The following is a 24,066-nucleotide window of genomic DNA, read 5'->3' as shown; positions in this document are numbered from 1 at the left end:
TTTTAGTCTTTGATACGGATAAATGTCAGTGAATACTTATACGGTTTCTGAAACGGAGGGGCTGCATAATATATATTGTTTGTATCGACCGCTTCCCATTGCAGGCTTATTGCAGACTGTTGCGATAAGTCCTGATAAAAGATACTTCCGTTTACATAATCGGAATAATACACCTTATTGGTTTCCGTTCCGTTTACGAGTAAGTGAAGTATTGCATTTTCCTTGGTCGATTCTATTTCGCCCGCTGCAAGAATGAGGTATCGTCCTTTTGGCATTGTAATTGCCGAAGAGGCGGTACTCGCTCCTGTAATTTCGTTGTAATCGATAGATGCCGTACCTGTAAGATTTGATTTTTTACCGATGGAGGAGAAACTAAATGCAGTATTCTGCAAAGTCCAGATACAGTACTTGTTGAATGGGAAAGTTTTGAAGTTGACCCAGTCTCCCACACCCTCGTTGTTGCCATGCAGGATGTAGCCTTCTCCCTGAGTTCCGTCCACTATCTTTAGTACACCTTTAGATCCCGATTCACCTGTGACGGTTACTTTAGCACCCGCTACTGCGGCCTTTGCACCGATTACCAGATTTCCGTTATTGTCTATGATAACATCATCGAGGTATTTAGTGGTAGCGGTTGCGGTAGCATTATTCTTTTTACTGTCGAGATGAAAAAGTGCTTCCGGATTTTCGAGGTTTACGCCGATTTGTGCTGCCAAAGGGCATAAATAGATAATCAATAAAACAAGTATGCAGGATAGATTTATTTTCATATTAATAAATTGTTTCAACTATTTATTACTATCTGTTATCGTTTTAATAGTCTTTGTTTGTTGCTTTTTAAAAGATTGTGACCTCAGAGATTGCGTAAATACAAATAGGTAACATCAAACTGTACATGGGCGGTGAGGGGAGCTGTTGCAAACCAGTTTATGCCCGTTGCATTTTGCAGGGAGATATACCATCTGTATACTTTAGGTGCATTTGTTACCTTTAGCAGAAAAGCAGATCCGGCTGCACCCTCTCTTATGGGTATTTTGGATATAAACTCTTTCGAATTTGTATTGTCTACCACTTCGGCAAGCATAAAGTCTCCGTATGCTGCCAAATCGTTATTTGCAGCGTCGGACGTTCTTTGCTTTACGGTTACCAGATATAATGCATCTTTTAGGAACGTAAAGGTTGGCTGGCTCGATATGTATGTCGATTCGAGATCTACCACTCCCGCATAAGATGTGCCTAATGATACTCCGATGCCGCCTGGTGCAATTACTCTGGCGTTAGGTTCATTTTCCAGTAATTGGAAGGTTTTTGCTTTTGTCCTGTCCACAGTGATTTCGGTACGATAAAGGGGGAGCGAATAAGATTCCGTCCATGATGCCAGACCCGTAGCATCGGATTGTAGCATATAATCCTTTATGTATACACCTGAGGCTGACTTGTATGGGATTGCTATTTGCCCGTTGATATCCAGTTTGGTCTTGGGTGTAATGGTTCCGACTCCTACATTGCCTTCGGGGGTGATAATGAAATCGTCACTTTCCTGAATTGCATCGGGGATACCTGTCTCCGGATTGGTTAAAGCCAGAGTGGAACGTGCATCCACATGGAATATTCCCTGAGGATTTTTTGTGTTAATGCCAACCTGAGCTGACAAAATGAGAATCGAAGCTAAATAGAGAGGTGATAATACCCCGTACCTAATAGATTTATTCATAATGATAATTGCTCTTAGTTATTTTCGTCGTTGTTTTCTCGTTGTCTGATGCCTGTTGGGTCAGTCGGTCGTTATTTAGATACAGCAAGTGTATTAAATAAGGTGATTTTCAGCTTTCTCAGAAGCTCGGAATCATAGTATATTCGTTGTTGTTTTTGTTATTGTTTAAATATGACACAAAGATAAAGTTATTTCCTTGCTAAAAAATCGAATTTAGATTATTTATATACTTTGGCTCGGAATTTGTATGGTGTTTTATTTTTTTATCAATGTTTTAGTTAACAGTTATTTATGTTTTATTGTTAGAGGGGCGTTTTTCTTATTAATTCTTATATCAATACTATCTATGCCTATAAATATTACGCATTTTGACTACTTTTTTTCGAGAGGAAATAAATAGTATTGTTTCGCATTAAGTTCAGTGTAATTACGTACGTTTATCATATAGCCTGAGGTAATGGGTTGCCGGTAGTATATGTTATAAGACAGTATACGTATATTACAGCTAAGAGCTTGAACCGGATGATAATAGTTTTCGGGCTTTATCGTTATCTATTATTAAGGATAATTTATACCTTTGTTTCAGTAAAAATTTATTCAATAGTATATTTTGAACTTAGAATTATTTATAGCCCGAAAAATATATTTCGGAGGAGGTATCAGGCAAAAGGTATCGTCTCCGGCTATCAGGATAGCAGTTGCGGGAATTGCTTTGGGGCTGGCGGCAATGGTATTGTCGGTATGTATTGTGGTTGGTTTCAAGAAAGAAATACGGGATAAAGTGGTTGGCTTCGGTTCGCATATTCAGCTGACCAATTTCGGGAATAATATGTCGTACGAGGTTCAGCCCGTTCGCATGACCGATAGTCTGGCGGTGGCGTTGGAAAATAATTCGGATATAAAACATATCGAAGTTTTTGCAAATATTCCCGGTATTATCAAAACAGACAGCGATTTTCAGGGAGTGGTTCTTAAAGGCGTAGGCAACGATTATGACTGGACTTTCTTCAGACAAAATATGATAGAAGGCGATATCCTGCATAAATCGGATACGTCTACCGTGAACCAGACGATTATATCGAAATATATTGCCGACAGGCTGCAATTGAAACTGGGCGACAGTTTTGTCACTTACTTTATACAAGACCCGATAAAAGCCCGTAAGTTTGTAATATCAGGTATATACAGTACCAATTTCGAAGATTACGATAAGCTTTTTATTGTCACCGATATAGCTTTGGTACAGCGTTTGAATGGCTGGGGAAGGAATCAGGTAAGCGGTATCGAACTGACGGTAAAGGATTATGACAGGCTGACTGAAATAAAGAACGACTTGTTTTATGAAATGGCAGGTGCTCACGATGGGGATGGAAACTCTCTGTATACCCGTTCGATAGAGGAATTGAATCCTATGATTTTTAGCTGGCTTAGTTTGCTTGATATGAATGTCTGGGTAATCATCATACTGATGCTGGCCGTATCGGGTTTTACCATGATATCGGGTTTGCTCATTATCATACTCGAACGTACCAATATGATTGGTATTCTTAAAGCATTGGGGGCACGTAATTTCAGAATACAGAAGGTGTTTCTTTACATATCGTCTTTCCTTATTCTGAAAGGGATGCTATGGGGTAACGTGATAGCTTTGGGTATTTGTATTTTGCAGAAACTGTTTGGTATTATAAAACTCGATCCTGCAACTTATTATGTATCAGAAATGCCTGTTTATCTGAATGTCTGGTATATAATTCTTATTAATGTGGGAGCATTGGTGATATCGATGGCAATGATGATAGGCCCGTCGTACCTTATTGCACGGATATCTCCTGCCAAATCGATTAAATTTGAATAAAGAAATACAAGTGAATATAACGATTGACACAACGTTCTAAATTATTTATGATATGAAAAAGTTATTAAAAGCAAGTTTACTATTATTTATTGCGCTATTTGCATTCAATGCATGTACGGAAGATGATGATTCGGAAGATTTTATTATCGATTATAGCAGCTTGCCATCCGAATGTAAAGCATTTGTAACTGCACACTTTGGCGCAGATATCGTAGTGAGCCAGACTAAGGAAAGATATACAGCCGAATCTGACGGCACTTATTATATGGTTTATCTTAGCGGCGGTTACGAAATTGATTTTAAAAAGAATGGCGATTGGGTGAGTGTAGAGCATGCTACAAATGCAATTCCTCAAACGGTTGTGAAATTATTACCCGCAATTACGCAAGAGTACCTGACTACCAATTATGCAGATGCGAAAGTGGTGGAAATAGATAAATTGGTTTCGGGTGGCTACGAAGTCGATTTAAATAACAATATAGATTTACTTTTCGATTCGACAGGAAAATTCCTGAGCAAGAAGTAATAAAAAGTATTACCCATAAAGAGAACGGAAACTGTTTGTTGTTATATACGAACAGTTTCTTTTTCTTTTAAATTCGATAAGGATGCAATTCTATAGAGATACAGATGATATTCGTCTTAAAATGAATGAAGCAGGTTCTGCAAATGAGCCCTTTTTATTTGGTATCAATTATGAAATGTCGGAAGGTTTTTTTATTGAAAATCCTTTGCTACAAAACGATTTATTGTTTCAGCTAAAAGGGATCGGTAATAAAAAAACGGATGAGGTTAGTAATGTATCTGCCGACCTTACGTATACGCCTATTTCCGAAAGTGAATATCAACATAAATTTGATATTGTGCATAAAGGGTTGAGGCGAGGCGATTCGTTCTTAACTAACCTGACTGTTAAGACACCCATTGCAACTAATATTTCGCTGCAAGATATCTTCGACCGAAGTAAGGCTCCTTATCAGTTGTATATGCCCGATCGTTTTGTCTGCTTTTCGCCCGAACGCTTTGTGAGGATAGCAGACGGGCGCATATCATCCAATCCGATGAAAGGTACTATTGATGCAGGTATTGAGAATGCCGAACAGATTATTCTCAATGATTTTAAGGAAACGGCCGAACATAATACTATAGTTGATCTTATTCGTAACGATTTGAGTATAGTCGCCGATCATGTTCGTGTAGAGAGATTCAGATATATAGATCGGATAAGGAGCAGGAATAAGGAGATTCTGCAAGTAAGTTCCGAAATCATGGGAGATCTGCCTGCTGATTATCATTCGCATCTGGGAGATATCCTGTTTAAATTGTTGCCTGCCGGATCTATTTCGGGTGCTCCCAAAACTGCAACTGTCGATTTAATACGATCGGCAGAAGGAGAGGATAGGGGGTACTATACAGGTATTTTCGGATATTATGATGGTACGGCTTTAGACTCTGCCGTACTGATCCGTTTTATAGAGCAAACCGATAGGCAGATGTACTTTAGAAGCGGCGGAGGAATTACCGCTTATAGTAAATGCAGCGATGAATATCAGGAAGTTTTGAATAAAATATATTTCCCGTTTATATGAATAAACCTTTATTATTTGTAGAGTCCATAAAAGTAAAGGATGGTGTTTTTTACAATCTGCCTTTGCATATAGCCCGGTTAAATAGAACTGCAATGCATTTTTTCGGTTCGGCTCCTGTATTGAAATTGTTGGAAGATATGATTCCCGAGGCTTTGAAGGTGGGATTGGTGAAATGTCGGGTTACATACGGTTCGCAAATCGTTTCTATAGAATTTGAGCCGTATGTGTTCCGCAGAATATCGAGTTTGACTCTTGTTGAGGGTAATGCGATTGACTATACTTACAAATCGGCGGACAGAAGTGCTCTAAATACACTCTTTTCGCGAAAAGCAACCGGTGATGATATTCTTATTGTCAAAAACGGATTGATTGCCGATACCTCTTTTGCGAATGTTGTTTTCAGGAATAGTAAAGGTTTTTTCACTCCCAAAAGTTATTTGTTGGGAGGAACCAAGCGTCAATATCTTCTAGGGAAGGGAATTATCAGAGAAACAGATATTAGCGTGGATGATTTATCGTCTTTCTCGAAAATTTATCTGATAAATGCCATGATTGATCTCGAAGATGAAATCTGCATAATGATATCTGACCTGAAAACATTATAGGTTTAAAGATTGTTAATAAACAAAAAGATGTATTTTTGCATCTTAACAACTAAGGTCTCGGATCTGTTTATTGCTTTGGCTAGTCGTAACAACCAAAGGTAGTTATAGTGACAAACCATTGCATTGAATATTTACATTACTAACAAATGGCTAACTAAGCAGGCTTACTTATTATGCAAGTAGGCTCTTGCAGCTTTTTTACATAAACTAAAACCCGGAGTATGAACAAATCATTAATCTATAATATAATCGGAATCGGTATTCTGTTTTTATTTATGCAATCGTGCGTAGATAAAGAATATGATTCGGATAAGCTGAATACAAATATTGAGTTGAATGTTCCGCCGGTTCCGCTCGGAGGTTTTGATACTATTTATGTGAATTTTCTTCCGTCAATTCCTCCGGAAATTGTAATAGGAGCAAGAGTTGCATTAAGTGATACTATACGTGGTTTATTTGATCAGAATACTATCGACAGGTTCTTCTTCGAAGGGTCGAGTGGCGTTGTGATTTCGGCTAAGCTGGATGCAATGGTGATGCCGCAAGAGTCGGGATTGGAAATAGAGGTATTGCTTGATATAATTGATGCAGACAAAACCAAAAATGAGTTTGTAAAGATTCCTTCTCAAAGAATAGTATCCGCTAAGAATCAGAATTTCGAAGTGAGAATAGGACCCGAGTATATGAAGTATATGAAGAATGCACGGGATTTACATTTTATATTCGGAATAAGGGTTGCGGCAATTAATTTTACACGACAGGATTATATTTATCTGAGGAGGGTAATCCTTTTTGCGGGAGGTATACAACTTGAACTTTAATGAAAAATCCAAGGAACAAAATGAAATTACGATCTCTTTTTAGCGTTTCGGTTGCAATTATAATAGGTTGCATCTTGTCTCCGGATGGTTTTGCACAATCGACCCGCTCTTCCTATTTTATGAAAACGTCTTATACACGTACCGCTCTTAACGCTGCTTTGAGACCCGAGCACGGGTATATTGGTGTGCCTTTTTTATCTAATATCTATTTGGATGCACGAACCAATACGTTTAATATGGAAAATCTGACTTTTCCGCTGAATGGCGAACGTGTAACATTTATGCATGCCCAGATATCTGAGAGCCAGGCATTATCAAATATTTCGACCGATAATTATATAACAACAAATCTGGCTTTTAGTATTTTCTCCGCAGGGTTTTTTAGAGGCGATTCGTATTGGAATTTCGATTTTGGTATAAGAGCCAACGCCGATTCGAATGTGCCTAAATCGGTATTCGAATTATTGAAAGTCGGGTTTAAAGAAAATGAAACAGTTACGCACGATCTTTCGAATATAAGCCTTGCCGGTAGTGTTTTTGGGGAAATTGGTGTGACCAACTCCCGTACATTCTTAAATAATAGCCTGACATTAGGTGCTCGGGGAAAGCTTCTTTTGGGGATATCGTATCTCGATCTGGATGCAAAGAGCTTGAATATCACGGCTGGAAGTGAATTCTGGCGGGCAAAATCGCAGGTTATATTAAGGGGGGCGGCACCCGGTATAAAAGGGCGGTATGAGGAAAATGAATATAACCCTGACAAACAGGATTTTGATGGTTTTGATTTCGGAGATTTCAATATTCCCGGGTTTGGTTTGGGGCTTGATATAGGTGCCGTTTATGATTTTAAAGATGTATCCGTTGATTTTCTTCGAAAGCTGAAAGTATCTTATGCTTTAAATGATTTAGGATTTATTTCGTGGTCGAAAAGTAATTTTGTACAACTCAGCTCACCCGAAACCGAGGTCATTGTTTCGCCTAATGATTATACTACCCACAACGATGGGACTACATCCATAATCGACATATTTGATCACGCTCTGGATGATCTCCGTCAGGCGGTTAACCTGCATGAAGATCCTGTTACCAGCGGTTATACGGCTACTTTAAGGGCAAATATGAATGTGGGTTTGGAATATGAAGTGTGGGATGATAAAATGACTGCAGGCTTTCTGTATTCCACCCGCTTCGGAAAGTATTTCACCTCCAATGAGTTCACCTTATCAGCCAATTATATGCCGAAACCATGGCTTGCAACCACCTTCAGCTATTCGTTTGCTTACAGTGCTTTCAAAACATTTGGCTTAGCAGTTCATGTGGCTCCAACGAGAGGCATAAATTTCTTTTTGGCAAGTGATTATAGTATTGTTCGTATATCGCCTCAATGGCTGCCTACATCGAGTCATGCCATAAATTTACAGATGGGTGTATCGATACCTTTTGGTGGAAGACAATAATCTTTTGGGGTTTTATTTCTTTTTTACGGACCAGCCAAAACGACCTATCTTTTCGGCCAAAGCATAGTAAAAACCATGAGAGTAAGCCATTATTCCGGCTTTGTCTAATTGGAATCTACCTGTTTCCGGGTCGATGTATCTTTCGTCGGCTTTTACATTTACTACTTCCGCAATAAACATATGGTGAGAGCCTAGTGGTAGAATTTCTTTTACCCTGCATTCGACCGATAGTGGAGATTCTTCGATGATGGGTGCTTTTACTACGGACGCTTTTCCGGCTGTGAGTTTCATTTCCTCGAATTTATTTACATTCTTTCCCGACTTTACACCGCACCAGTCAGTAGCATATGCCAATTGTTCGGTTGTGATATTTATCACAAACTCCATATTTCGTTTTATAATGTCATACGAATGTCTTTCGGGGCGTACCGATATGTAACACATGGCAGGATTGGTACATATTGTTCCTGTCCAGCTTATGGTTATAATGTTATATTCTTCGGGTGTGTTGCCACAGCTCACCATCACAGCAGGAAGAGGGTATACCATTGTTCCCGGTTTCCAATCTTGTTTTGTCATTAGAGAAAGTTTTCTTGAAAATTCGGATGTAAAGATACGGTTTTCGTTTTATACTTTAGATGCGATGTATGACATACCTATAGCAACAGACAAAAGAAAAGCGGCAATACTGTGTTCGATATATTAAGTAAACTTCGATTCAAAGGTGTGGCATTATTTTATTATCGCTTTATCATAACAAACAGGCTCTTAATTCAATAAAAAAGGGAAATGTCTGAAAGACATTTCCCTTTTTTTGCTTAAAGTGATATTTTATTTCTTGCTTGTTCTTACATTGATATGCGGATTCACTGGGATAAAACAAGATGTGAAGTCTACTGTCATCGTATTACTGGTTATACTTCCGCAAGCATCGGTCACTATTACACGGTAGTAATATGTTTTTGCTGTAACTTGACTGGCAGGTGTATAAAGTACAGTGTTAGGAGCACCGGGTATATTTGACCAACCCGATATGCCATCGGGACTCGATTGCCACTGATAAGTATATATGCCGCTACCTCCTGTAACAGCACAACTTAGTGCTTTGGGTGTTGTCCGTACACATATTTTCTGATTAGCTGTAATTACTCCGGCTGTCAGAGGTTCATAAACTTTAATCTCAACCTGATCTAGTACCGGATCGCCGCAAAATTCGGGCTTCACCGAAACTTTGTACACTCCTGACATATTCGCCTGAGCATTGGTGATTATAGGGTTCTGCTTATCAGAACTCCAATTATTAGGACCTGTCCATTTATACTCTGTAGTGCCCAGTGTGATACATTTTAGTTCTATGGTTGCACCTGCACAAACTTCTTTACTGGTTGCATAAACGATGCGTGGGGTACGTAAATCAGATATAGTGACTTTCTGAGGAAAACCGCCGGAGCAATTGTCTCTGAAACGTATCGTATAAGTCTCATTACCTTTTCCATATTTAAAAGATACCTGCTCCCCATTGACCGATTTGGCTTCCGGAAGGTTTATTTTAACCGTATTATCCTCGTTCCATAACTCAAAGTAATAAGGCGTTACGCCGTTTGTTGCTTTTAAAAGGATAATAGAGGTAGGATTATCTACACATTCATAACCACCTGTACCTGTTACGTCTAATGTTATCCTTGGTTTAGTATAAATAATTGTCACTTTATTGATAACACAAGCATCGGCAGTACTGCCAACCATAATTCCCAACTCATAGGTTCCGTCTGTACCAAGAGTAACAGATTCACCGGGTTTAATTACTGTTTTGTCATAACCGCTTGTAGGGCCACTAACCAATCGATAGAAAGTAGTACTTGGCTGATCAACTCCCCTTAGGGTTATATTACCGAACGGGCTAACCTTCATTCCGTCACAAGTGTTTTCGTATTTGTAATCCAATTTTTTACCACTGTATACACCGTTAAGAGTTACGGTAGTTGTTTTTGGATCGGTATTACCACAGCCGTTAACAGCATTCAGAATGTAAGTTCCGGCAGGCAACTTTGTTACAGGCATATAATAAGAAGTTGAGGCACTTGTAGTTTTCACTGTCTGTGTCGTATATCCGGCAGGCCCCGTTATCGTGAATGTTGTACCTATAGGAAAAACGCCTGATGTAGGTGAGACTACTAATTGTCCTTGGTCTTCGGTACAATAATTACTAGAGGTATAATAAAGTGTCAAATTATAAGCACTAGGTAGAGTTGTGGTTCTGGCGGGTATTGCATAAGTATAAGTAGGTGATGTGGTTGAATTCGGATATACACCCTCAAAAAAGTATTTTTTACCATAATCTAAATAAAAACTACCACTGGTATTACTTGAAGTGAGTGTATAAGTGTGTACAATAGCTCCGCCTTCGTCCTTAATAGTCACATTGGCAGGATAACAGGGGTTACTAGTTGTAGAGTAAGTCAGGCGATATTGGGTACTGCAATAGTCCTCTGTATAACTAAGAGAAAAAGTTGATCTGGTACTAGATACATTTGTTGATGCTTTCACTCCATTTTTATCAGTAAAAGTTATATAATAATAGCCACTATTGTAATCTGCGGCAAATTTTACCGAAGCAGGATATGCTAAATTAGAGCCGGTAGTTACCACCTCCCCGACTGCCGATCCTTTATTTACAGAAACAGAAAGAGGATAACACAATAATCCGTAATAATTTGCTCCTTGAGGTTGAACGGTATATGATATGTTTTCGCAAGTTCGGGTAACACTGGAAGTTAATAACGGTTGATACATATAAGTGTCCAGTTTGGTATAATTGGTTTCGCACCCTTTTATTCTCGTGTATATAGATATACCTTTTGGTGAAAAAAAGTCGGAATAAGTATATGGGGATATATTTAATAACAGATTGCCCGATATCAGATTAGCTGCATTCCATGTTTTCCAAGCAGTAGGCATACCGCCACCGGTTGGAGCCGCACCTACTTCGTACATGCCATCCTGATAGTAACGGTAATAGTCGGGATTTGCTGTGGAGCTCACTGACGATGCGTACCAATTAACCGAATGGCAGGAGGCATCGGTAGTTACAGGAGTGAATCCCGTATAAGATGTGTTGGCAAATGTAGGGAACCCTATTACATCTTCTAAAGTAAAGTTACATGCAGCAGTGTAACAGCCGTCATATACTGTCACCACATATTTACCTGCCGGATAATTCTGATCGGGGAGTGTATACAAATTTGTACTCCTGTTGGGAACCACAGTGCCCTTAGTTACCCCTTCGGGTGCCTCTACAACATTAAAAGTGTAGTTTCCACTACCGTTCAGAACCTCCAGTGCGATAATACCTGTTTTACATCCCGGGTAAGATTTGCGTGAGGATGAAGCAATAAAAGATGCTACAGGAACTTTATAGGTGCCTCCTACGGTGATATTGGCAGCTGTTTTTACTACACTGTATTCTGTGTTTTTAAGACAAAAGGCTCTGACTGTCACCGAGTAAGTGCCTGCCGGAATATTCCTGAGCACATTGCTCTCTTGTGGGTTGATGGTAAAACCACTTGCAGAAGTCAGCCCATATTGTGCGTGGCTGATATTACTTAAATCACCCCCCATAGTTACGGTTATCGTCCCGTTAGCCTGACAGGTGGAAGCGGTAGATTGGGTGCTTACTGTGAAATTCAGGTCGCAATCCTGAGCAGTTATATTTCCAACTGAAAATATAAATAAGCACAGATATATAATTTTGTAATATAGTTGTTTCATAGTTATTTTTCTTTGGTAAGGATAATTGCTAATTTATTTTCGAGCGGAAACTCATATGTGGGATTGCCATATAAATATTCGGAAGTAAAAGTTAGTGTATTGTTATCGAATGACGATGTGTATGGAAATAATTCTTTGGGATTATTACTCTTTGCGTGCTCTTCTCCTTCTTTTGCAGGAATTAATATTACTTCGTTTCTTACTACATATTCCCGATGGTCGGGTAAGATGCAGAATGACAGTACTCCATTGTATATAATTGCTTTCAGAACTATGTTTTGTAAAAATATATCCGTACTGTCGATTAAGGTAACATCTTCGATAATGCGGGTATTAATCTCCGCCTTGGAGTTGTAATTATAGGTAGTTAGTGTTGCTTTTTGGAAGAGGTATACTCCGTCATTTTTATTTTGCTGACCTTCCTGTGAATATGCATATATAGCACATAACGCTAATATGATTGTATATAATATTTTCATAATTTAATAATTGGTTAATTTTGATAATATTTATCTTTTTATCTTAAATAAGATATTCATAAAGGTTTTATCTGTAGTAGCAGGTGAGGCTGGCACTTTATATGTTAATACCCCGGTGTTACTAATTGTGATATCTTTATATACAATATCGTCGTAATAGGTAATAAGATATTCAATTTCATTACTCATTAATACAGGAAGCGAGGTTGCACTTGGGCTTTTAGCTGAAGTTTCTGAAGTCGGGATTCCAAATTGTCCGGCATATTTTGTATATAAATCTATTGTAAATATTTGTGTGCTTGTGTTGTAGGAGGGGTCGGAAGTGTTGGTTGAAAGTGCAATTGCCGGCATGTAGAAATACCTCAAACCTTGATCAGAACCAACAGTTTGCCAGAGAGTTCCGTCAAAATAATAATACCCGGGTGCGGTGACATTTCTTGTCTTAGCAGAGGCAGCAGAGGTTGCATCTGTTACGTACACCAAGGCTCCTGTTTGAGCGGCTAAGTATCTGGCATCTTTCGAGACTAATTGACTGAGGGTTAGTCGTGGAGCTGAAATTCCGTCAGCCGTACTGCCGTCTGTAGTTGTTGCTTGTACGTCCAAACTGCTTTTAGGAGTGTCCGTGTTGACACCTATCTGTGCCTGTAAAAGTCCTATACTAGAGAAGCCTAGTATAGATAATAAAATCCTTTTCATTGTTGTCGTTTTAAATGTCCAAAATCCTAAGTTCCAAAAATACATAATTATTTTTAAAATATTAGTAAATGTAAATGATAAAATATATGTAGGAAATGTTATTATTTGTCTAAAGGAGAAACAGATAGTCTTTTTTAGACTGCTCAAGCCTTATGGTTTCTCATTACTGTTTACTAAATGCCATTAGTTAAAGGATAGGTTTTTTTTTATTGTAAAGCTTGTTTTTAGGTTATGATAGGGTAGGTATTACTATTTAATGGTTTTGTTTAAGGCTATTTATATGGATTTTAACTGATAAGGAAAGATAAAGGAAGGAAAAACTGAAAAATGAGATAGGAAACAATAAAGATAAATAGAATAAAGCGGCTGAATTTATAAATAAACAAATATACTATTCTCAAAAAGAAATTATCTCTATAATTCTTCATCTTTTAGGGCGATGGTTAGTACTGTATGCAAACTTTTATTATATTTGCCCTTGTAAAATAACTCTTTACGTAGAAAATGGTATTTCAATTAACAAATATATCCATGAGTAATACTCTAAATTTTAACGATTTAGGTTTGGATATGTGTGTCGAAATATTAGAGAGAGAGAGAGAGAGAGAGAGAGAGAGAGAGAGAGAGAGAGAGAGAGAGAGTAACTAGCAGCTACGCTGGTAATAAAAATATTTTAGGCGGCTTTGTTCGTCTTTTTTTATTCTTGTGTGTTTTTGACACTTATGTGTGTCTCCGAAAATATTTCCCCAATAAATATAATTTTAGTTTTGTCGATAAGATTTATCGTATAGCAGATTTGTTTTTTTTGTTGTCGTTCAAATTCGTACGATTCGTAAACTTATCTATGGCAAAACTATGTCCGGCAGTAGCGTGTAGCGATTACACGCTGCTGCTTTTTTTGATTCAGAATAAAATAACTAACTCTATAAATAATTGAAAATAATGAAGAAACGCTTAATATTCATTCTTAGCTTATTTGCTATTGGTTGGTGTCATGCGCAAGTCGGAATAAATACCTTGAATCCGCAGGGAGTATTTCATGTTGATCCGCAGAAAAACACCAATGGATCTGTAAATATTTCAGACGATGTACTAGTAACTTCTGCCGGAAGGGTAGGATTAGGAAATATTACTCCAAGTGCGAAACTTGATGTTTTACAGACCGATGCCAGTCGATCGATGTTCAGGCTTAGAGATGGGAATGAAGCCGGAGCAGCTGTATTGGTATCTGACGTAAATGGTGTGGGAACCTGGACTAGTTACACTGCTTCGGTTAAGGCAACCTTAGGAGCAGGTGTCAGTGTTTATATTCCCAATGTTGTATTATCTAATCCAAATCCGGTTACCAAAACCATGCCTACAGGTGATTATATTGATTTACCTCCCGGTAAGTGGTTTGTAAGTGTGGTTATGCAGGTTCCTTTGGCTGATGCTAGTGTTGCCAGAAATAGAGCTGCATATTGGATGCGTTCAACATTTCACTCGAGTAATGCACCTTTAGGAACAATTCTAAATTTCGATCCCGATATCGTACTGGCAAGTCAGATATCAGGACAAGGATGGTATAATATCCCCAGTATTATTTCGGGATATACGATAATCCGTAATTCGACACTTGCTTCTAAGAGATATTATTATCGAGTAGGCATGGTAACCTGGTATGTATCTATGCCCTATACAATTCGATTTGGAGGTACTAGTGCAGGCGAAAATAATATTGTAGCTTTTAGATTAAGTGAATAATTAAACAGACTATAAAATGAAATATATTAAAACAGCAATATGTGTAGGCTTGATGGCATTTTTGTATTTAAATATCCTCTATGCTCAGGGCGTAGGAGTAAATACAATTAATTCCCAAAAGATATTTCACATCGATGGTGCAGGAGATAATGCCGCGAGTGGTGCACCAACAGCAGCACAACTGAGCAATGATGTAATAATTGATCAAAATGGAAATATGGGTATAGGAGTAATGCCCGGTCTGTATAAATTAGACATCTTAACGCCTACACTTAAACAGGGTATCAGGCTGAGAAACGGAAGCGAGCAGCAAAATAGAGTGTTAACTTCAGATTTTCAGGGAAACGGATCTTGGCAATTTCCCGGAACAGTACCTATTGTACTAGGAAAATTAACGGGGACAGGTATTTCTATACCTCTGAATAAGACTAGCAGTACAGATTTTCTTAGTACCTCTTCATATATTGATCTGCCTCCCGGGACATGGTATGTGCATATTACTATGACCTTACAGGTGAATGGAGTTGGCAACGGAGAGCATTCTTGGTTGAGATCTACATTCCAACCCTCAGCAGATATACAAGGCAGTCAATACATTTCGGGGCAGGTTATAGGCGGGCATTTATCTAAAATGACCGGATATATTGTTATAAAAAATAGTACTACTGCTGTAAAACGGTATACCTACTATGCTGGATATGTCTATTATCCGGGAACTGATGGTGCAAGTTTATCCGTAACAAATTTTGGAGGAGCCAATCCCGGCTTTCCAGATAATTTGATATTTGCTTTACAAATGTCGGGTACTTAAATATAGACGGCTTCTAAATATAAAATCGAAAAACATGAAATATATATATTTATTATTGCTATTAATTGGGATTACTCCCATATATGCACAAATAGGAGTAAATACGGAAACTCCCACAGGAGTGTTTCATATTGATGGAAAAGGTAATACACAATTATCTCCAACAGCCATTAATTTTATAGATGATGTTATCATTGCCAGTAATGGAGATGTGGGTATGGGTACATTAACTCCTACAGCTAAAATTGATATTGTAACAGGAGGTGTTGCAGGTAATCCGGTTCTTGGATTTAAGTTGAGGGATGGCAGTCAAAATCAAGGATGGATGCTCACCTCTGATGGCAATGGATATGCTACTTGGGCTAATCCTTCGCCATCGGGGGCTATTAATGGTGTATTACCTGCCGGTGCCGGTGTGAATATTAATTTGGCTGCGGTTACCAATGTGTATGTTTATACAGGTGCTTACATTAATATTCCGCCCGGAAGATGGCTTGTAAGTTCTATTTTTTTACTGCCTCAAACTTCAGGAGGAAGTGTTCCTCTTACTTATAGATTAAGAATATCATTTGCAGATGCAGCAACCTTGCCTTCGTTGACAATTAGTCCCGATGTTCAGTCATATACTCCGATAATGGGTGTTGGCTGGTATGAAGTATTCGCTACAGTGGAGGGGTCATCCATTATATATAATAAGACAGCTGCCACCAGACGCTATTATGTGATTGCAGGCAATACACAACAGAGCATTCCTTTTACTATTGGTAATTTTGCAGGTTGGGGCGAAGATGCGGTTGTTGCTTTTCAGTTACAAGATTAAAATATCTTATCTTCTCAAATAGAAATAAAATCCCCCTTAGAAAATTTATCTAAGGGGGATTTTGTGTATTATACTCCGAATGGAGTTATAAGAAAGTTTGCGACCTTTACTCGATAGTCAGGATAGTAACACCTTCGAGAACTGAGTCTCCAGGGTTTACACTGATAGAGGTAACTTTACCTGCTTGAGGTGCAGCAATGGTATTTTCCATCTTCATAGCTTCAAGTACGGCAACTGTTTGACCTTTTTTTACCTCGTCACCTACATTAACGTTGATTGCAACGACAATACCGGGTAGTGGAGATTTTACAGCTCCAGCACCGCCTTTGGCAGGTGCACTTGTTGGTGCCGATACAGTAGCTGTTCTTTGAGGAGCAGGTGCAGCAGTTGTTTTAGCTACCGGACGAGATACTAGTGTAACTTCCTCCTCATTACTTACTAATTCTACCTCGTAATTGCTTCCGTTTACTGCAACTTGGGCAATAGAGTTTTCTAATTTATTTACGGCAACTATATAGTCTTGACCGTTAATTCTATATATGAATTGTTTCATGATAAATTTCTCTAATTTTTATTTTCTTATTGGCATTTGAAGCATACTGGCGCTTCTGTCAACCCAAGGAAGATGATCTTGAGATTCATGCTTAATGGTCAGAACATTACTCTCTACATCATGCTGATGTTGAAAATCATATATAGCCATAGCTATAACAGCTAATACATCTGTGGGTATATTTTTATCACTCATAATTTCTATGTATTACAGTTGAAAATTATAGAGGTAAATTATCGTGCTTTTTAGCTGGATTTACCTGATGTTTAGTTCTCAATTGCTCCAATGCACGGATTACACGGAAACGTGTATTACGGGGCTCGATTACATCGTCGATATAACCGTAACGAGCAGCATTGTAAGGATTACAGAACAATTTGTTATACTCATCTTTTTTCGCTGCATAAGCTTCCGCTTGTTTTACAGGATCCGGATCAGCCTTAATTTCTTTTGCATACAATACTTCCACAGCACCATCAGCACCCATAACTGCAATTTCTGCACTTGGCCATGCGTAGTTGATATCGCCACGAAGTTGTTTACAACTCATTACGATATGAGAACCTCCGTAAGATTTACGTAGGGTAACTGTTACTTTAGGTACAGTAGCTTCGCCGTAAGCATAAAGAAGTTTAGCACCGTGTACAATTACACCGCCATATTCTTGTGCAGTTCCGGGAAGGAATCCGGGTACGTCAACTAAAGTTACGATAGGAATATTGAAAGCATCGCAGAAACGCACAAAACGTGCTGCTTTACGAGATGCATTGATATCAAGCACACCGGCCATGTATTTAGGCTGGTTGGCTACGATACCCACCGATTGTCCGTTGAAACGAGCAAAACCGATAATTATATTTTTAGCATATGCTGCATGTACTTCAAGGAACTCTCCACTATCGATCAATGAACCGATTACTTCATACATATCGTATGCTTTGTTCGGATTGTCAGGGATAATGTCGTTCAATAAGTCATCCATTCTTGAGATTGGATCAGTACATTCCTTGCGAGGAGTTTCTTCTCTGTTATTAGAAGGAAGGAAACTCATCAGGTGACGGATCAATGATAGACCATCATCTTCGTTTTCTACTGAGAAGTGAGCAACACCCGATTTTGTTGTGTGTACGCTTGCACCACCTAGTTCTTCTTGAGTAACGTCTTCACCGGTAACAGTTTTTACCACTTTAGGTCCTGTAAGGAACATATAAGAAGTACCTTCTGTCATGATATTGAAATCGGTAAGAGCTGGAGAATATACAGCACCTCCGGCACATGGTCCGAAAATTCCTGATATTTGAGGAATTACCCCGGATGATAGGATATTGCGTTGGAAAATCTCAGCATAACCTGCTAATGCGTTGATACCTTCCTGAATACGAGCACCACCCGAATCGTTGATACCAATACAAGGCGCACCCACTTTCATTGCCATATCCATTACTTTACAGATTTTCATTGCCAATGTTTCAGACAACGAACCTGCTATTACAGTAAAGTCTTGTGCAAAGATGTAAACCAGACGTCCGTCAATTGTTCCACATCCGGTTACTACACCGTCACCAAGGAATTTTGTTTTCTCCATTCCAAAGTTTGTACAACGGTGTTCTACAAACATATCAAACTCTTCGAAACTTCCTTCGTCAAGTACAATAGCGATACGCTCGCGAGCAGTGTATTTTCCTTTTGCGTGTTGAGCTTCGATTCTTTTTTCACCACCACCTAGGCGTGCTTTTTCTCGAAGTGCAATAAGCTCTTTTACTTTTTCAAGTTGGCTCATGTTTTTATATTTTGATTCTTAAATTTAATACTGATTTTTGTCAGGTCTAAGACCTTTTCTTGTGCATTGTCAAGCATAACAGCATAAGCTGTTTAAGCTTAAAATAGTACATTGTTTTTTGTATTATCTTATATCGGATAACGCAAAAAAGACCTTACATCGTAAAGCCTCTTTCTAATGTATATCTTATTTGCTTGGGTGTTCGCAGAACTCCGTTAATACACTACAAGTTGATTTTGGGTGAAGGAATGCAATGTTAAGACCTTCTGCACCTGCACGAGGAGCTTTGTCTATCAATTGTACACCTTTACTTTCTGCTTCAGCCAATGATGCAGCTACGCTGTCTACTGAAAATGCAATGTGGTGGATACCTTCTCCTTTTTTCTCGATGAATTTTGCGATAGTACTGTCTGGGCTTGTAGGCTCAAGTAGTTCTATTTTAGTCTGACCGACTTTGAAGAAAGCAGTTTTTACTTTTTGATCTTCTACAACTTCTATGTTGTAGCATTTTAAGCCTAAAACGCCTTCGTAGTAAGGAAGACTGTCTTCGATACTTTTTACAGCAATACCAAGATGTTCGATGTGCGAAATATTCATGATTTCTTATAAAAAAGTTAGTAATTTTAGATTGTTTACAAAATTAGTAATATTAATTAGAACGAGAAGAAATTTTTAAGATAAAAAAAGAATCTGTCTATAGGATATTGGTTTTATTGATGTGTAATGGTAGTAAAAAAAAAGAAGCTGATAATTAATTACTATTATCAGCTTTTTGGGTTTTAGATATTGTTTTATCGGAAACTAATGAAGAGTTATTTAGTTTCAGTTTTTGTTTCTTTGTTTTCGGTGTTACGCTCTCTGCGTTCCGATTTATTCTTGTTGCCTTTAGAGTTGCGTCCTCCTCTACGTTCGGATATGCTATCATTGCCTTGAGTGGTACGTTCCGATCTGCTCTCACCGTTTTTTCGACTGCGTTCTCTCCCTTCCGATTTGCCTTCTGTGCTTTCAGAACTTCTTTCTTTCTTGTCTTTCTTTCCTTTTTTGCGGTCTTTCCTTGTCTCTTTATCCTGAGCTGTCTTTTCTTTCTTTACTTCTTGTTTATTCACCTCTTGTGCCAATGCTGTATTAGCTGAAATAAAAAGAGCAGCTACCATAATACCTGAAATAATAAACTTTTTCATAATGCAATCTTGATTTGTAAAATACTTATGTGTTTTATAATAAGTATTAAACAAGTTTCTTGAGAAATAGTTCTTCTAAGATTTTCTTTATCAGTATCTTTCTTGAAACTGGTGCTTTTAGTGTATATATGGTTGAAGTACTAAAGAGACGAATGTGTTATGGTTATTGGATATAATTGCATTTTATATTCTTGTATTAGATTGGTTCCCTGAAATGTTAAAGTAACTTTTCAGGTTTTTATTTATTTATCAGTCAATTTGAAATCAATGTAAACACTTTCTCTTGAGCGTACGGGTTGCCCTTCATAAGTACCGGGATTCCATCTTCCGCTAGTCAGTTCTATAATTCTAATAGCCTCCTCTTTAAAACCTGCGTCGGGATACTCTTGCTCGTAGCATTTATAGTCGGATAAAGTTCCGTTTTTTGCCACAATAAAATGTATAGCTATTTTTGTTTCCAGTTTTTTTTGCAATGCTTTTGGGGGGTATTGAAGATTTTCCCTGATAAACTTGTGTAATTCTGTATAGCCGTCTATATATTCAGCCTTATCTCTGTTGAATAAGGTAAAGACTAAGCTATCTTTATCTTCTTGGGTAACTTCTTTTTGTTGCATTACGGGTATCTGTCCAAAAGAATAAAAACAGATTAGTGAAAAAGTAAATAGACAAAGTAGTCTCATCTTAATTAATTTTATTATTGTTGCATTTGATTTTATAATGGCTGCTTCCGAAGTATTTAATGCTTTAGATATTTTTCTTCTGAACATCCCGAATTGGTTTATTTTTCAGAATCTACTTAATCACAAAAATAGGAGAAATAATCCATTTTATCTATTTCTATATTTTAATAGATAAAAGCATCGTATAATCTGTAGTCTTATTTTCTTTAATAGGTACTATATCAAAAAAAACAGGTGCTTATGTATGCAAAAAAAGGTTGTCATCCCGACAACCAATCTTCATTGTTAACCTTAAAATCTAATACCATGAAAAACACAGTTCAAAGATATCCTGTTTTAGATTTGAAACCAATTTTTTTAATTTTAAATGGCTGTTTTTAACAGAAATATAATGTTGAGACTTGTTAATAGGGTAATTTTAGATTTTATTTAAATTTAGGAGTGGTACTAGCCCATCCACACAGTCTTTTAACTATTTATTTTGTAATTACGACCACATTAATAAACGCTGCCGGTCCGTATACAGTACTCAGTACATCATAATTTATGATTCCTGTTGTAGAAATGCTGTTGATTTTGATAATATCGGTATCATAATACGTTACCACATAATCCAGTTGGTTTGCTGTATACCGGGCTGAGGGTATTTGCTGCAATATGGAGTTGCTTGTTTTATAGAGTGTATTTCCCGACAGGTTAAACTGTTTGCTGAATGCACCTGTATAAAGGTCGAAAGTTTTGCCTGCACCCACCGATGTTGTAGGAAGTATAAACGGAGGTAAATAGAAATATGACCCGGCGCGGTCTATGTTCTGCCATATACTCCCGTCAAAAAAATAATATCCGGTTGTAGTGACTTTAGCTGTTTTGGTTGTAACCACTCCGTCGATAGTCGTTATATATACTATCGCATCGGTCTGATTTGTTCCATACTGAGCATCTTTAGCTATGAGTTGTGCCCGTGTGAGCAAAGGGGCTATAATGCCGTCGGTAATACCGCCGTCCAGCGGTTGTGCTGTAACATCCAGCGTAGATCTGGGGGCGGTAGTTATAATGCCTACTTGTGCTTGTGCCTGTAGTGTTATACAACACGCCCATATCAATGCGAGGCTAAGTGTTTTAAATATAATATGTTTCATTTCAGTATAAGTTAGAATGAGAGCTTGATACTTGTCAGTTGTTTATACTTCTGATATGTTTATTTACTTTTAGGGCACAACTATTCACTTTTACTGATGCCGTTTGAGTTAGCTCCACACCTGAGGAGGCATTGTATGCGGTAACGGTAATAGTGTATGTGCCGGGTTTTTTATATTTATAGGAATATATAGCTGTGCCTAGTGTGGGGCTGTTGATCGTTGTTGTTGAGTTGGGGGCACCATCCCCAAAATCGATAACTATTCGGGTGACTGCACTGAATCCCATACCGTTTTCGATAGTCAGAGGAAAATTGGTCGTATATTCCGAACAGCATTCTGCTTTTTCGGGCAAAGTAATCAGCATTTTAAACCACGGAGCTGCAAATGAAGGAAGACCCCAATATGAAGTAGCACCTGCTCCCAATACGTTAGTCAGTTTGTAGAGACTGGTTGTTGTAGGAGTATCAGGGTTGGGCAGAATAAATATATTAGAGGTGAAAAAAGCCGATATATACATTCTGTTGTCGGGTCCCAATTGTATTCCCGCAAATAAATCGGATTTACCGTCGGAAGTGCCCGTCGGGAGAAGAAAACGTCGTACATAGTTGACAGTATTCGGGTTGCTTGCTGCCCATAAGGCATCTGTATCGTAAATGTCTATACTTGTGTTTACACCGGTCTGGTTTGTAGACCCCGGAGCATATGTCAGGTATAAGTATTTACCGCTGGGCGAAAACTCTATTCCATATCCACGCCCGTTAGTTGGACCTGCCCCTGTACGTACTTTCAGATTACTGATAATTCCGGTAGTAGGGTTAAAATCCCCGTAGACGAAAGCCAGTGTATTGAAATTTATCCATACAAACCGTTTCCCGTCCTGTGTGAATTTTATATATCCGTCTGCTCCAACTACTGCGGTGGTAGTATGTGTAACAGATGCTACACTGTGGCGGGCTTTTTGGATTCCTGCCGCCTCTGTTATTTTCCATACATTGAAGGCGGTGGTAGTGGCGGTGGCTGCCCTTCCTACTGCAATAACCCAGAAATCGTTTTTGTTTGAGTGCCTTACTGCTGTTACGCTTTCGCCCAGTGTTCCCAATTGTCCCGTAAAGGCTTGGTTTTTGTTGTTGATGGGGCTAACTTCAACAGCACCGCGACCTGCGGTACCAAGACTCATGTTGACTATTGTATAAGACAGGTTGTTAGCATCGCGTGATCCCAAAGTTATAGCGACATATCGTGTGAGGCTACCGGGATAGGGGAGTATCACCCCCGACTGCGCAGAGGACGGATTGCCCGTCAAAGTACCTCCATCGAGCATTGGTCCCTTTGTTTTATCCCAGATAGTTATTCCATCCGAAAAAAACAATAAATTTCCATTGGCATCCGATAAGGAAAAACATCCCTCGTAAGTTGTCATCTTGGAGTCTGTCACTACGGTAGGTATGCCCGTTAATGTAGTGTTGGCAGCACCGAGCATACCGGTCGCTGTAAAACTGCGGGTTGTATTCCATGTGAGTCCTGCATTGTAGCCGAAGAACCAGTTGTTCTGTTCCTTCTGGGCGGTTACACTAAAAGTAACCGCTAAAAGCAACAGGGCTATGACTGTTTTTTTAGTAAGCATATTCTATTATTTTTTTATGACAAGAACAATATTAATAAACGATTTGTCGGTAGGATTCACATTTAGCACATTGTAGTTTAAAACTCCTGCTGCCGATATGCTATTGATGGTTATTACAGAAGCATCGTAGTAGGTGACTACAAAATCCAACTGATTGGCGGCATATACTTCGGGTATCTGCGTAAGCGAGGCATTGCTGCTTACCCAAGTGGTATTGCCTGCCTTTGTGAATTGCTTTTTATAGACCTGATTGTATAAATCGTATGTCACATTGTTTGCCACAGCTGTCATGGGCAGGTTGAAAGAGGGCAGATAAAGCGTTTCGGGCGTATAGTCGAAAGGCTGCCAGAGGCTACCGTCGAAGTAGTAATAACCGATAACAGTCACCTTGGAGGTTTTAGCGGTTGCTGTACCGTCGATAGCTGTTATATAAATAAATGCTCCCCGCTGGTTTATCCCGTACTGGACATCCTTGGTGATAAGCTGTGCCCTGCTGAGTGTCGGCGCCATAATTCCTTCGGCAGTGCCGGCAGCTGTACTGGATGCATTGACATGCAGAGTGGTTCTGGGAGTTTCGGTATTTATACCGACTTGTGCCTGTGCTGCACCGATAAAGCCTGTAAGGGCTAATAGTAGAATATTTTTTTTCATTGTCGTTAATTAAATTATGTTAGGTGTTTATTTTATTGGTAAGTTAGTAATCGAATCATAAGAAAGCAGCAGCCTGTAATCGCTACACGCCGCTGCCGGA

24 protein-coding genes are annotated in these 24,066 nt (G+C 38.6%); 9 read left to right on the top strand and 15 right to left on the bottom strand.

All coding sequences use genetic code 11. The features are described 5' to 3' along the window. Positions 1 to 2 precede the first annotated feature (2 nt). Together CLV62_RS01040 and CLV62_RS01035 are read right to left on the bottom strand one after the other, a co-directional pair. On the bottom strand, positions 3 to 770 hold the full coding sequence (locus CLV62_RS01040) for a hypothetical protein (RefSeq protein ID WP_110308925.1): 768 nt from the start codon (positions 768 to 770) through the stop codon (positions 3 to 5). Positions 771 to 853: 83 nt separating this feature from the next. Then, a complete protein-coding gene (locus CLV62_RS01035; RefSeq protein ID WP_110308924.1) occupies positions 854 to 1,714 on the bottom strand; it encodes a hypothetical protein in 861 nt (286 codons plus the stop codon). Positions 1,715 to 2,324: 610 nt separating this feature from the next. Here CLV62_RS01035 and CLV62_RS01030 point away from each other — a divergent pair. The 6 genes from CLV62_RS01030 to CLV62_RS01005 all read left to right on the top strand — a co-directional run bounded on the left by CLV62_RS01030 (position 2,325) and on the right by CLV62_RS01005 (position 8,041). Beyond that, positions 2,325 to 3,569, top strand: coding sequence for an ABC transporter permease (locus tag CLV62_RS01030; RefSeq protein ID WP_110308923.1), 1,245 nt, complete (start codon positions 2,325 to 2,327; stop codon positions 3,567 to 3,569). Between the two features lie 52 nt (positions 3,570 to 3,621). After that, positions 3,622 to 4,095, top strand: coding sequence for a PepSY-like domain-containing protein (locus tag CLV62_RS01025; RefSeq protein WP_110308922.1), 474 nt, complete (start codon positions 3,622 to 3,624; stop codon positions 4,093 to 4,095). 82 nt (positions 4,096 to 4,177) lie between these two features. Next, a complete protein-coding gene (locus CLV62_RS01020) occupies positions 4,178 to 5,158 on the top strand; it encodes an aminodeoxychorismate synthase component I (protein ID WP_110308921.1) in 981 nt (326 codons plus the stop codon). Then, a complete protein-coding gene (locus tag CLV62_RS01015; protein WP_110308920.1) occupies positions 5,155 to 5,763 on the top strand; it encodes an aminotransferase class IV in 609 nt (202 codons plus the stop codon). The genes CLV62_RS01020 and CLV62_RS01015 overlap by 4 nt, the downstream gene beginning before the upstream one ends. A 221-nt stretch (positions 5,764 to 5,984) precedes the next feature. After that, positions 5,985 to 6,584, top strand: coding sequence for a hypothetical protein (locus CLV62_RS01010; protein ID WP_110308919.1), 600 nt, complete (start codon positions 5,985 to 5,987; stop codon positions 6,582 to 6,584). Between the two features lie 20 nt (positions 6,585 to 6,604). Continuing rightward, on the top strand, positions 6,605 to 8,041 hold the full coding sequence (locus CLV62_RS01005; protein WP_146212654.1) for a DUF5723 family protein: 1,437 nt from the start codon (positions 6,605 to 6,607) through the stop codon (positions 8,039 to 8,041). A gap of 12 nt (positions 8,042 to 8,053) precedes the next feature. On the opposite strand, the gene CLV62_RS01000 is transcribed toward CLV62_RS01005, so the two are convergent. The 4 genes from CLV62_RS01000 to CLV62_RS00985 all read right to left on the bottom strand — a co-directional run bounded on the left by CLV62_RS01000 (position 8,054) and on the right by CLV62_RS00985 (position 12,984). Continuing rightward, positions 8,054 to 8,620 carry a flavin reductase family protein gene (locus CLV62_RS01000; RefSeq protein WP_110308917.1) on the bottom strand — a complete coding sequence of 189 codons (567 nt, stop codon included), beginning with the start codon at positions 8,618 to 8,620 and terminating at the stop codon, positions 8,054 to 8,056. Positions 8,621 to 8,872: 252 nt separating this feature from the next. Further along, complete coding sequence (locus CLV62_RS00995; protein WP_110308916.1) at positions 8,873 to 11,809, bottom strand: BamA/TamA family outer membrane protein; 2,937 nt, start codon at positions 11,807 to 11,809, stop codon at positions 8,873 to 8,875. A gap of 2 nt (positions 11,810 to 11,811) precedes the next feature. After that, positions 11,812 to 12,288 (bottom strand): hypothetical protein, encoded by a 477-nt coding sequence (locus CLV62_RS00990; RefSeq protein WP_110308915.1) that lies wholly within the window; start codon positions 12,286 to 12,288, stop codon positions 11,812 to 11,814. A 30-nt stretch (positions 12,289 to 12,318) separates the two neighbouring features. Then, a complete protein-coding gene (locus CLV62_RS00985; protein WP_146212653.1) occupies positions 12,319 to 12,984 on the bottom strand; it encodes a hypothetical protein in 666 nt (221 codons plus the stop codon). A 942-nt stretch (positions 12,985 to 13,926) separates the two neighbouring features. On the opposite strand from CLV62_RS00985, the gene CLV62_RS00980 reads away from it, so the two are divergent. The 3 genes from CLV62_RS00980 to CLV62_RS00970 are packed head-to-tail and all read left to right on the top strand — an operon-like array spanning position 13,927 to position 16,358. Then, on the top strand, positions 13,927 to 14,727 hold the full coding sequence (locus CLV62_RS00980) for a hypothetical protein (protein ID WP_110308913.1): 801 nt from the start codon (positions 13,927 to 13,929) through the stop codon (positions 14,725 to 14,727). A gap of 16 nt (positions 14,728 to 14,743) precedes the next feature. Continuing rightward, complete coding sequence (locus CLV62_RS00975) at positions 14,744 to 15,538, top strand: hypothetical protein (RefSeq protein WP_110308912.1); 795 nt, start codon at positions 14,744 to 14,746, stop codon at positions 15,536 to 15,538. Between the two features lie 34 nt (positions 15,539 to 15,572). Next, a complete protein-coding gene (locus CLV62_RS00970) occupies positions 15,573 to 16,358 on the top strand; it encodes a hypothetical protein (protein ID WP_110308911.1) in 786 nt (261 codons plus the stop codon). Between the two features lie 106 nt (positions 16,359 to 16,464). Here the strand turns inward: CLV62_RS00970 and CLV62_RS00965 are convergent, their stop codons facing one another. The 9 genes from CLV62_RS00965 to CLV62_RS00930 all read right to left on the bottom strand — a co-directional run bounded on the left by CLV62_RS00965 (position 16,465) and on the right by CLV62_RS00930 (position 23,966). Next, positions 16,465 to 16,911, bottom strand: a complete 447-nt coding sequence (locus CLV62_RS00965) for a biotin/lipoyl-containing protein (RefSeq protein WP_110308910.1) — start codon at positions 16,909 to 16,911, stop codon at positions 16,465 to 16,467. Positions 16,912 to 16,929: 18 nt separating this feature from the next. Next, complete coding sequence (locus tag CLV62_RS21620; protein ID WP_170119982.1) at positions 16,930 to 17,106, bottom strand: hypothetical protein; 177 nt, start codon at positions 17,104 to 17,106, stop codon at positions 16,930 to 16,932. 25 nt (positions 17,107 to 17,131) lie between these two features. Further along, positions 17,132 to 18,691, bottom strand: a complete 1,560-nt coding sequence (locus CLV62_RS00960) for an acyl-CoA carboxylase subunit beta (protein WP_110308909.1) — start codon at positions 18,689 to 18,691, stop codon at positions 17,132 to 17,134. Between the two features lie 186 nt (positions 18,692 to 18,877). Further along, positions 18,878 to 19,288: a methylmalonyl-CoA epimerase gene (mce, locus tag CLV62_RS00955; protein WP_110308908.1), complete on the bottom strand. Its 411-nt coding sequence runs from the start codon at positions 19,286 to 19,288 to the stop codon at positions 18,878 to 18,880. Between the two features lie 215 nt (positions 19,289 to 19,503). Then, entirely contained in the window at positions 19,504 to 19,872 is a 369-nt protein-coding gene (locus CLV62_RS00950; RefSeq protein WP_110308907.1) for a hypothetical protein, read from the bottom strand. A 242-nt stretch (positions 19,873 to 20,114) separates the two neighbouring features. Next, complete coding sequence (locus tag CLV62_RS00945; protein WP_110308906.1) at positions 20,115 to 20,639, bottom strand: energy transducer TonB; 525 nt, start codon at positions 20,637 to 20,639, stop codon at positions 20,115 to 20,117. Positions 20,640 to 21,028: 389 nt separating this feature from the next. After that, positions 21,029 to 21,691: a hypothetical protein gene (locus CLV62_RS00940; protein ID WP_110308905.1), complete on the bottom strand. Its 663-nt coding sequence runs from the start codon at positions 21,689 to 21,691 to the stop codon at positions 21,029 to 21,031. Between the two features lie 34 nt (positions 21,692 to 21,725). Beyond that, on the bottom strand, positions 21,726 to 23,315 hold the full coding sequence (locus CLV62_RS00935; RefSeq protein WP_110308904.1) for a PKD domain-containing protein: 1,590 nt from the start codon (positions 23,313 to 23,315) through the stop codon (positions 21,726 to 21,728). 6 nt (positions 23,316 to 23,321) lie between these two features. Further along, positions 23,322 to 23,966 carry a hypothetical protein gene (locus CLV62_RS00930; protein ID WP_110308903.1) on the bottom strand — a complete coding sequence of 215 codons (645 nt, stop codon included), beginning with the start codon at positions 23,964 to 23,966 and terminating at the stop codon, positions 23,322 to 23,324. Between the last annotated feature and the right edge of the window lie 100 nt (positions 23,967 to 24,066).

This window comes from Indolivaga alginatilytica (assembly GCF_003201355.1).
GTDB classification, from domain to species: domain Bacteria; phylum Bacteroidota; class Bacteroidia; order Bacteroidales; family Dysgonomonadaceae; genus Dysgonomonas_A; species Dysgonomonas_A alginatilytica.
This window is presented reverse-complemented; position numbering and strand designations above follow the sequence as displayed.

What these genes read in the sequence shown, in the direction of transcription:
- CLV62_RS00960 (WP_110308909.1), bottom strand. Translation starts at nt 18,691, where the DNA reads ATGAGCCAACTTGAAAAAGTAAAAGAGCTTATTGCACTTCGAGAAAAA.
- CLV62_RS00950 (WP_110308907.1), bottom strand. Translation starts at nt 19,872, where the DNA reads ATGAAAAAGTTTATTATTTCAGGTATTATGGTAGCTGCTCTTTTTATT.
- CLV62_RS01020 (WP_110308921.1), top strand. Translation starts at nt 4,178, where the DNA reads ATGCAATTCTATAGAGATACAGATGATATTCGTCTTAAAATGAATGAA.
- CLV62_RS00995 (WP_110308916.1), bottom strand. Translation starts at nt 11,809, where the DNA reads ATGAAACAACTATATTACAAAATTATATATCTGTGCTTATTTATATTT.
- CLV62_RS00940 (WP_110308905.1), bottom strand. Translation starts at nt 21,691, where the DNA reads ATGAAACATATTATATTTAAAACACTTAGCCTCGCATTGATATGGGCG.
- CLV62_RS00935 (WP_110308904.1), bottom strand. Translation starts at nt 23,315, where the DNA reads ATGCTTACTAAAAAAACAGTCATAGCCCTGTTGCTTTTAGCGGTTACT.
- CLV62_RS21620 (WP_170119982.1), bottom strand. Translation starts at nt 17,106, where the DNA reads ATGAGTGATAAAAATATACCCACAGATGTATTAGCTGTTATAGCTATG.
- CLV62_RS01035 (WP_110308924.1), bottom strand. Translation starts at nt 1,714, where the DNA reads ATGAATAAATCTATTAGGTACGGGGTATTATCACCTCTCTATTTAGCT.
- CLV62_RS00965 (WP_110308910.1), bottom strand. Translation starts at nt 16,911, where the DNA reads ATGAAACAATTCATATATAGAATTAACGGTCAAGACTATATAGTTGCC.
- mce (WP_110308908.1), bottom strand. Translation starts at nt 19,288, where the DNA reads ATGAATATTTCGCACATCGAACATCTTGGTATTGCTGTAAAAAGTATC.
- CLV62_RS01000 (WP_110308917.1), bottom strand. Translation starts at nt 8,620, where the DNA reads ATGACAAAACAAGATTGGAAACCGGGAACAATGGTATACCCTCTTCCT.
- CLV62_RS00970 (WP_110308911.1), top strand. Translation starts at nt 15,573, where the DNA reads ATGAAATATATATATTTATTATTGCTATTAATTGGGATTACTCCCATA.
- CLV62_RS01040 (WP_110308925.1), bottom strand. Translation starts at nt 770, where the DNA reads ATGAAAATAAATCTATCCTGCATACTTGTTTTATTGATTATCTATTTA.
- CLV62_RS01025 (WP_110308922.1), top strand. Translation starts at nt 3,622, where the DNA reads ATGAAAAAGTTATTAAAAGCAAGTTTACTATTATTTATTGCGCTATTT.
- CLV62_RS01005 (WP_146212654.1), top strand. Translation starts at nt 6,605, where the DNA reads ATGAAATTACGATCTCTTTTTAGCGTTTCGGTTGCAATTATAATAGGT.
- CLV62_RS00985 (WP_146212653.1), bottom strand. Translation starts at nt 12,984, where the DNA reads ATGAAAAGGATTTTATTATCTATACTAGGCTTCTCTAGTATAGGACTT.
- CLV62_RS01015 (WP_110308920.1), top strand. Translation starts at nt 5,155, where the DNA reads ATGAATAAACCTTTATTATTTGTAGAGTCCATAAAAGTAAAGGATGGT.
- CLV62_RS01010 (WP_110308919.1), top strand. Translation starts at nt 5,985, where the DNA reads ATGAACAAATCATTAATCTATAATATAATCGGAATCGGTATTCTGTTT.
- CLV62_RS00980 (WP_110308913.1), top strand. Translation starts at nt 13,927, where the DNA reads ATGAAGAAACGCTTAATATTCATTCTTAGCTTATTTGCTATTGGTTGG.
- CLV62_RS00945 (WP_110308906.1), bottom strand. Translation starts at nt 20,639, where the DNA reads ATGTTCAGAAGAAAAATATCTAAAGCATTAAATACTTCGGAAGCAGCC.
- CLV62_RS00930 (WP_110308903.1), bottom strand. Translation starts at nt 23,966, where the DNA reads ATGAAAAAAAATATTCTACTATTAGCCCTTACAGGCTTTATCGGTGCA.
- CLV62_RS00990 (WP_110308915.1), bottom strand. Translation starts at nt 12,288, where the DNA reads ATGAAAATATTATATACAATCATATTAGCGTTATGTGCTATATATGCA.
- CLV62_RS00975 (WP_110308912.1), top strand. Translation starts at nt 14,744, where the DNA reads ATGAAATATATTAAAACAGCAATATGTGTAGGCTTGATGGCATTTTTG.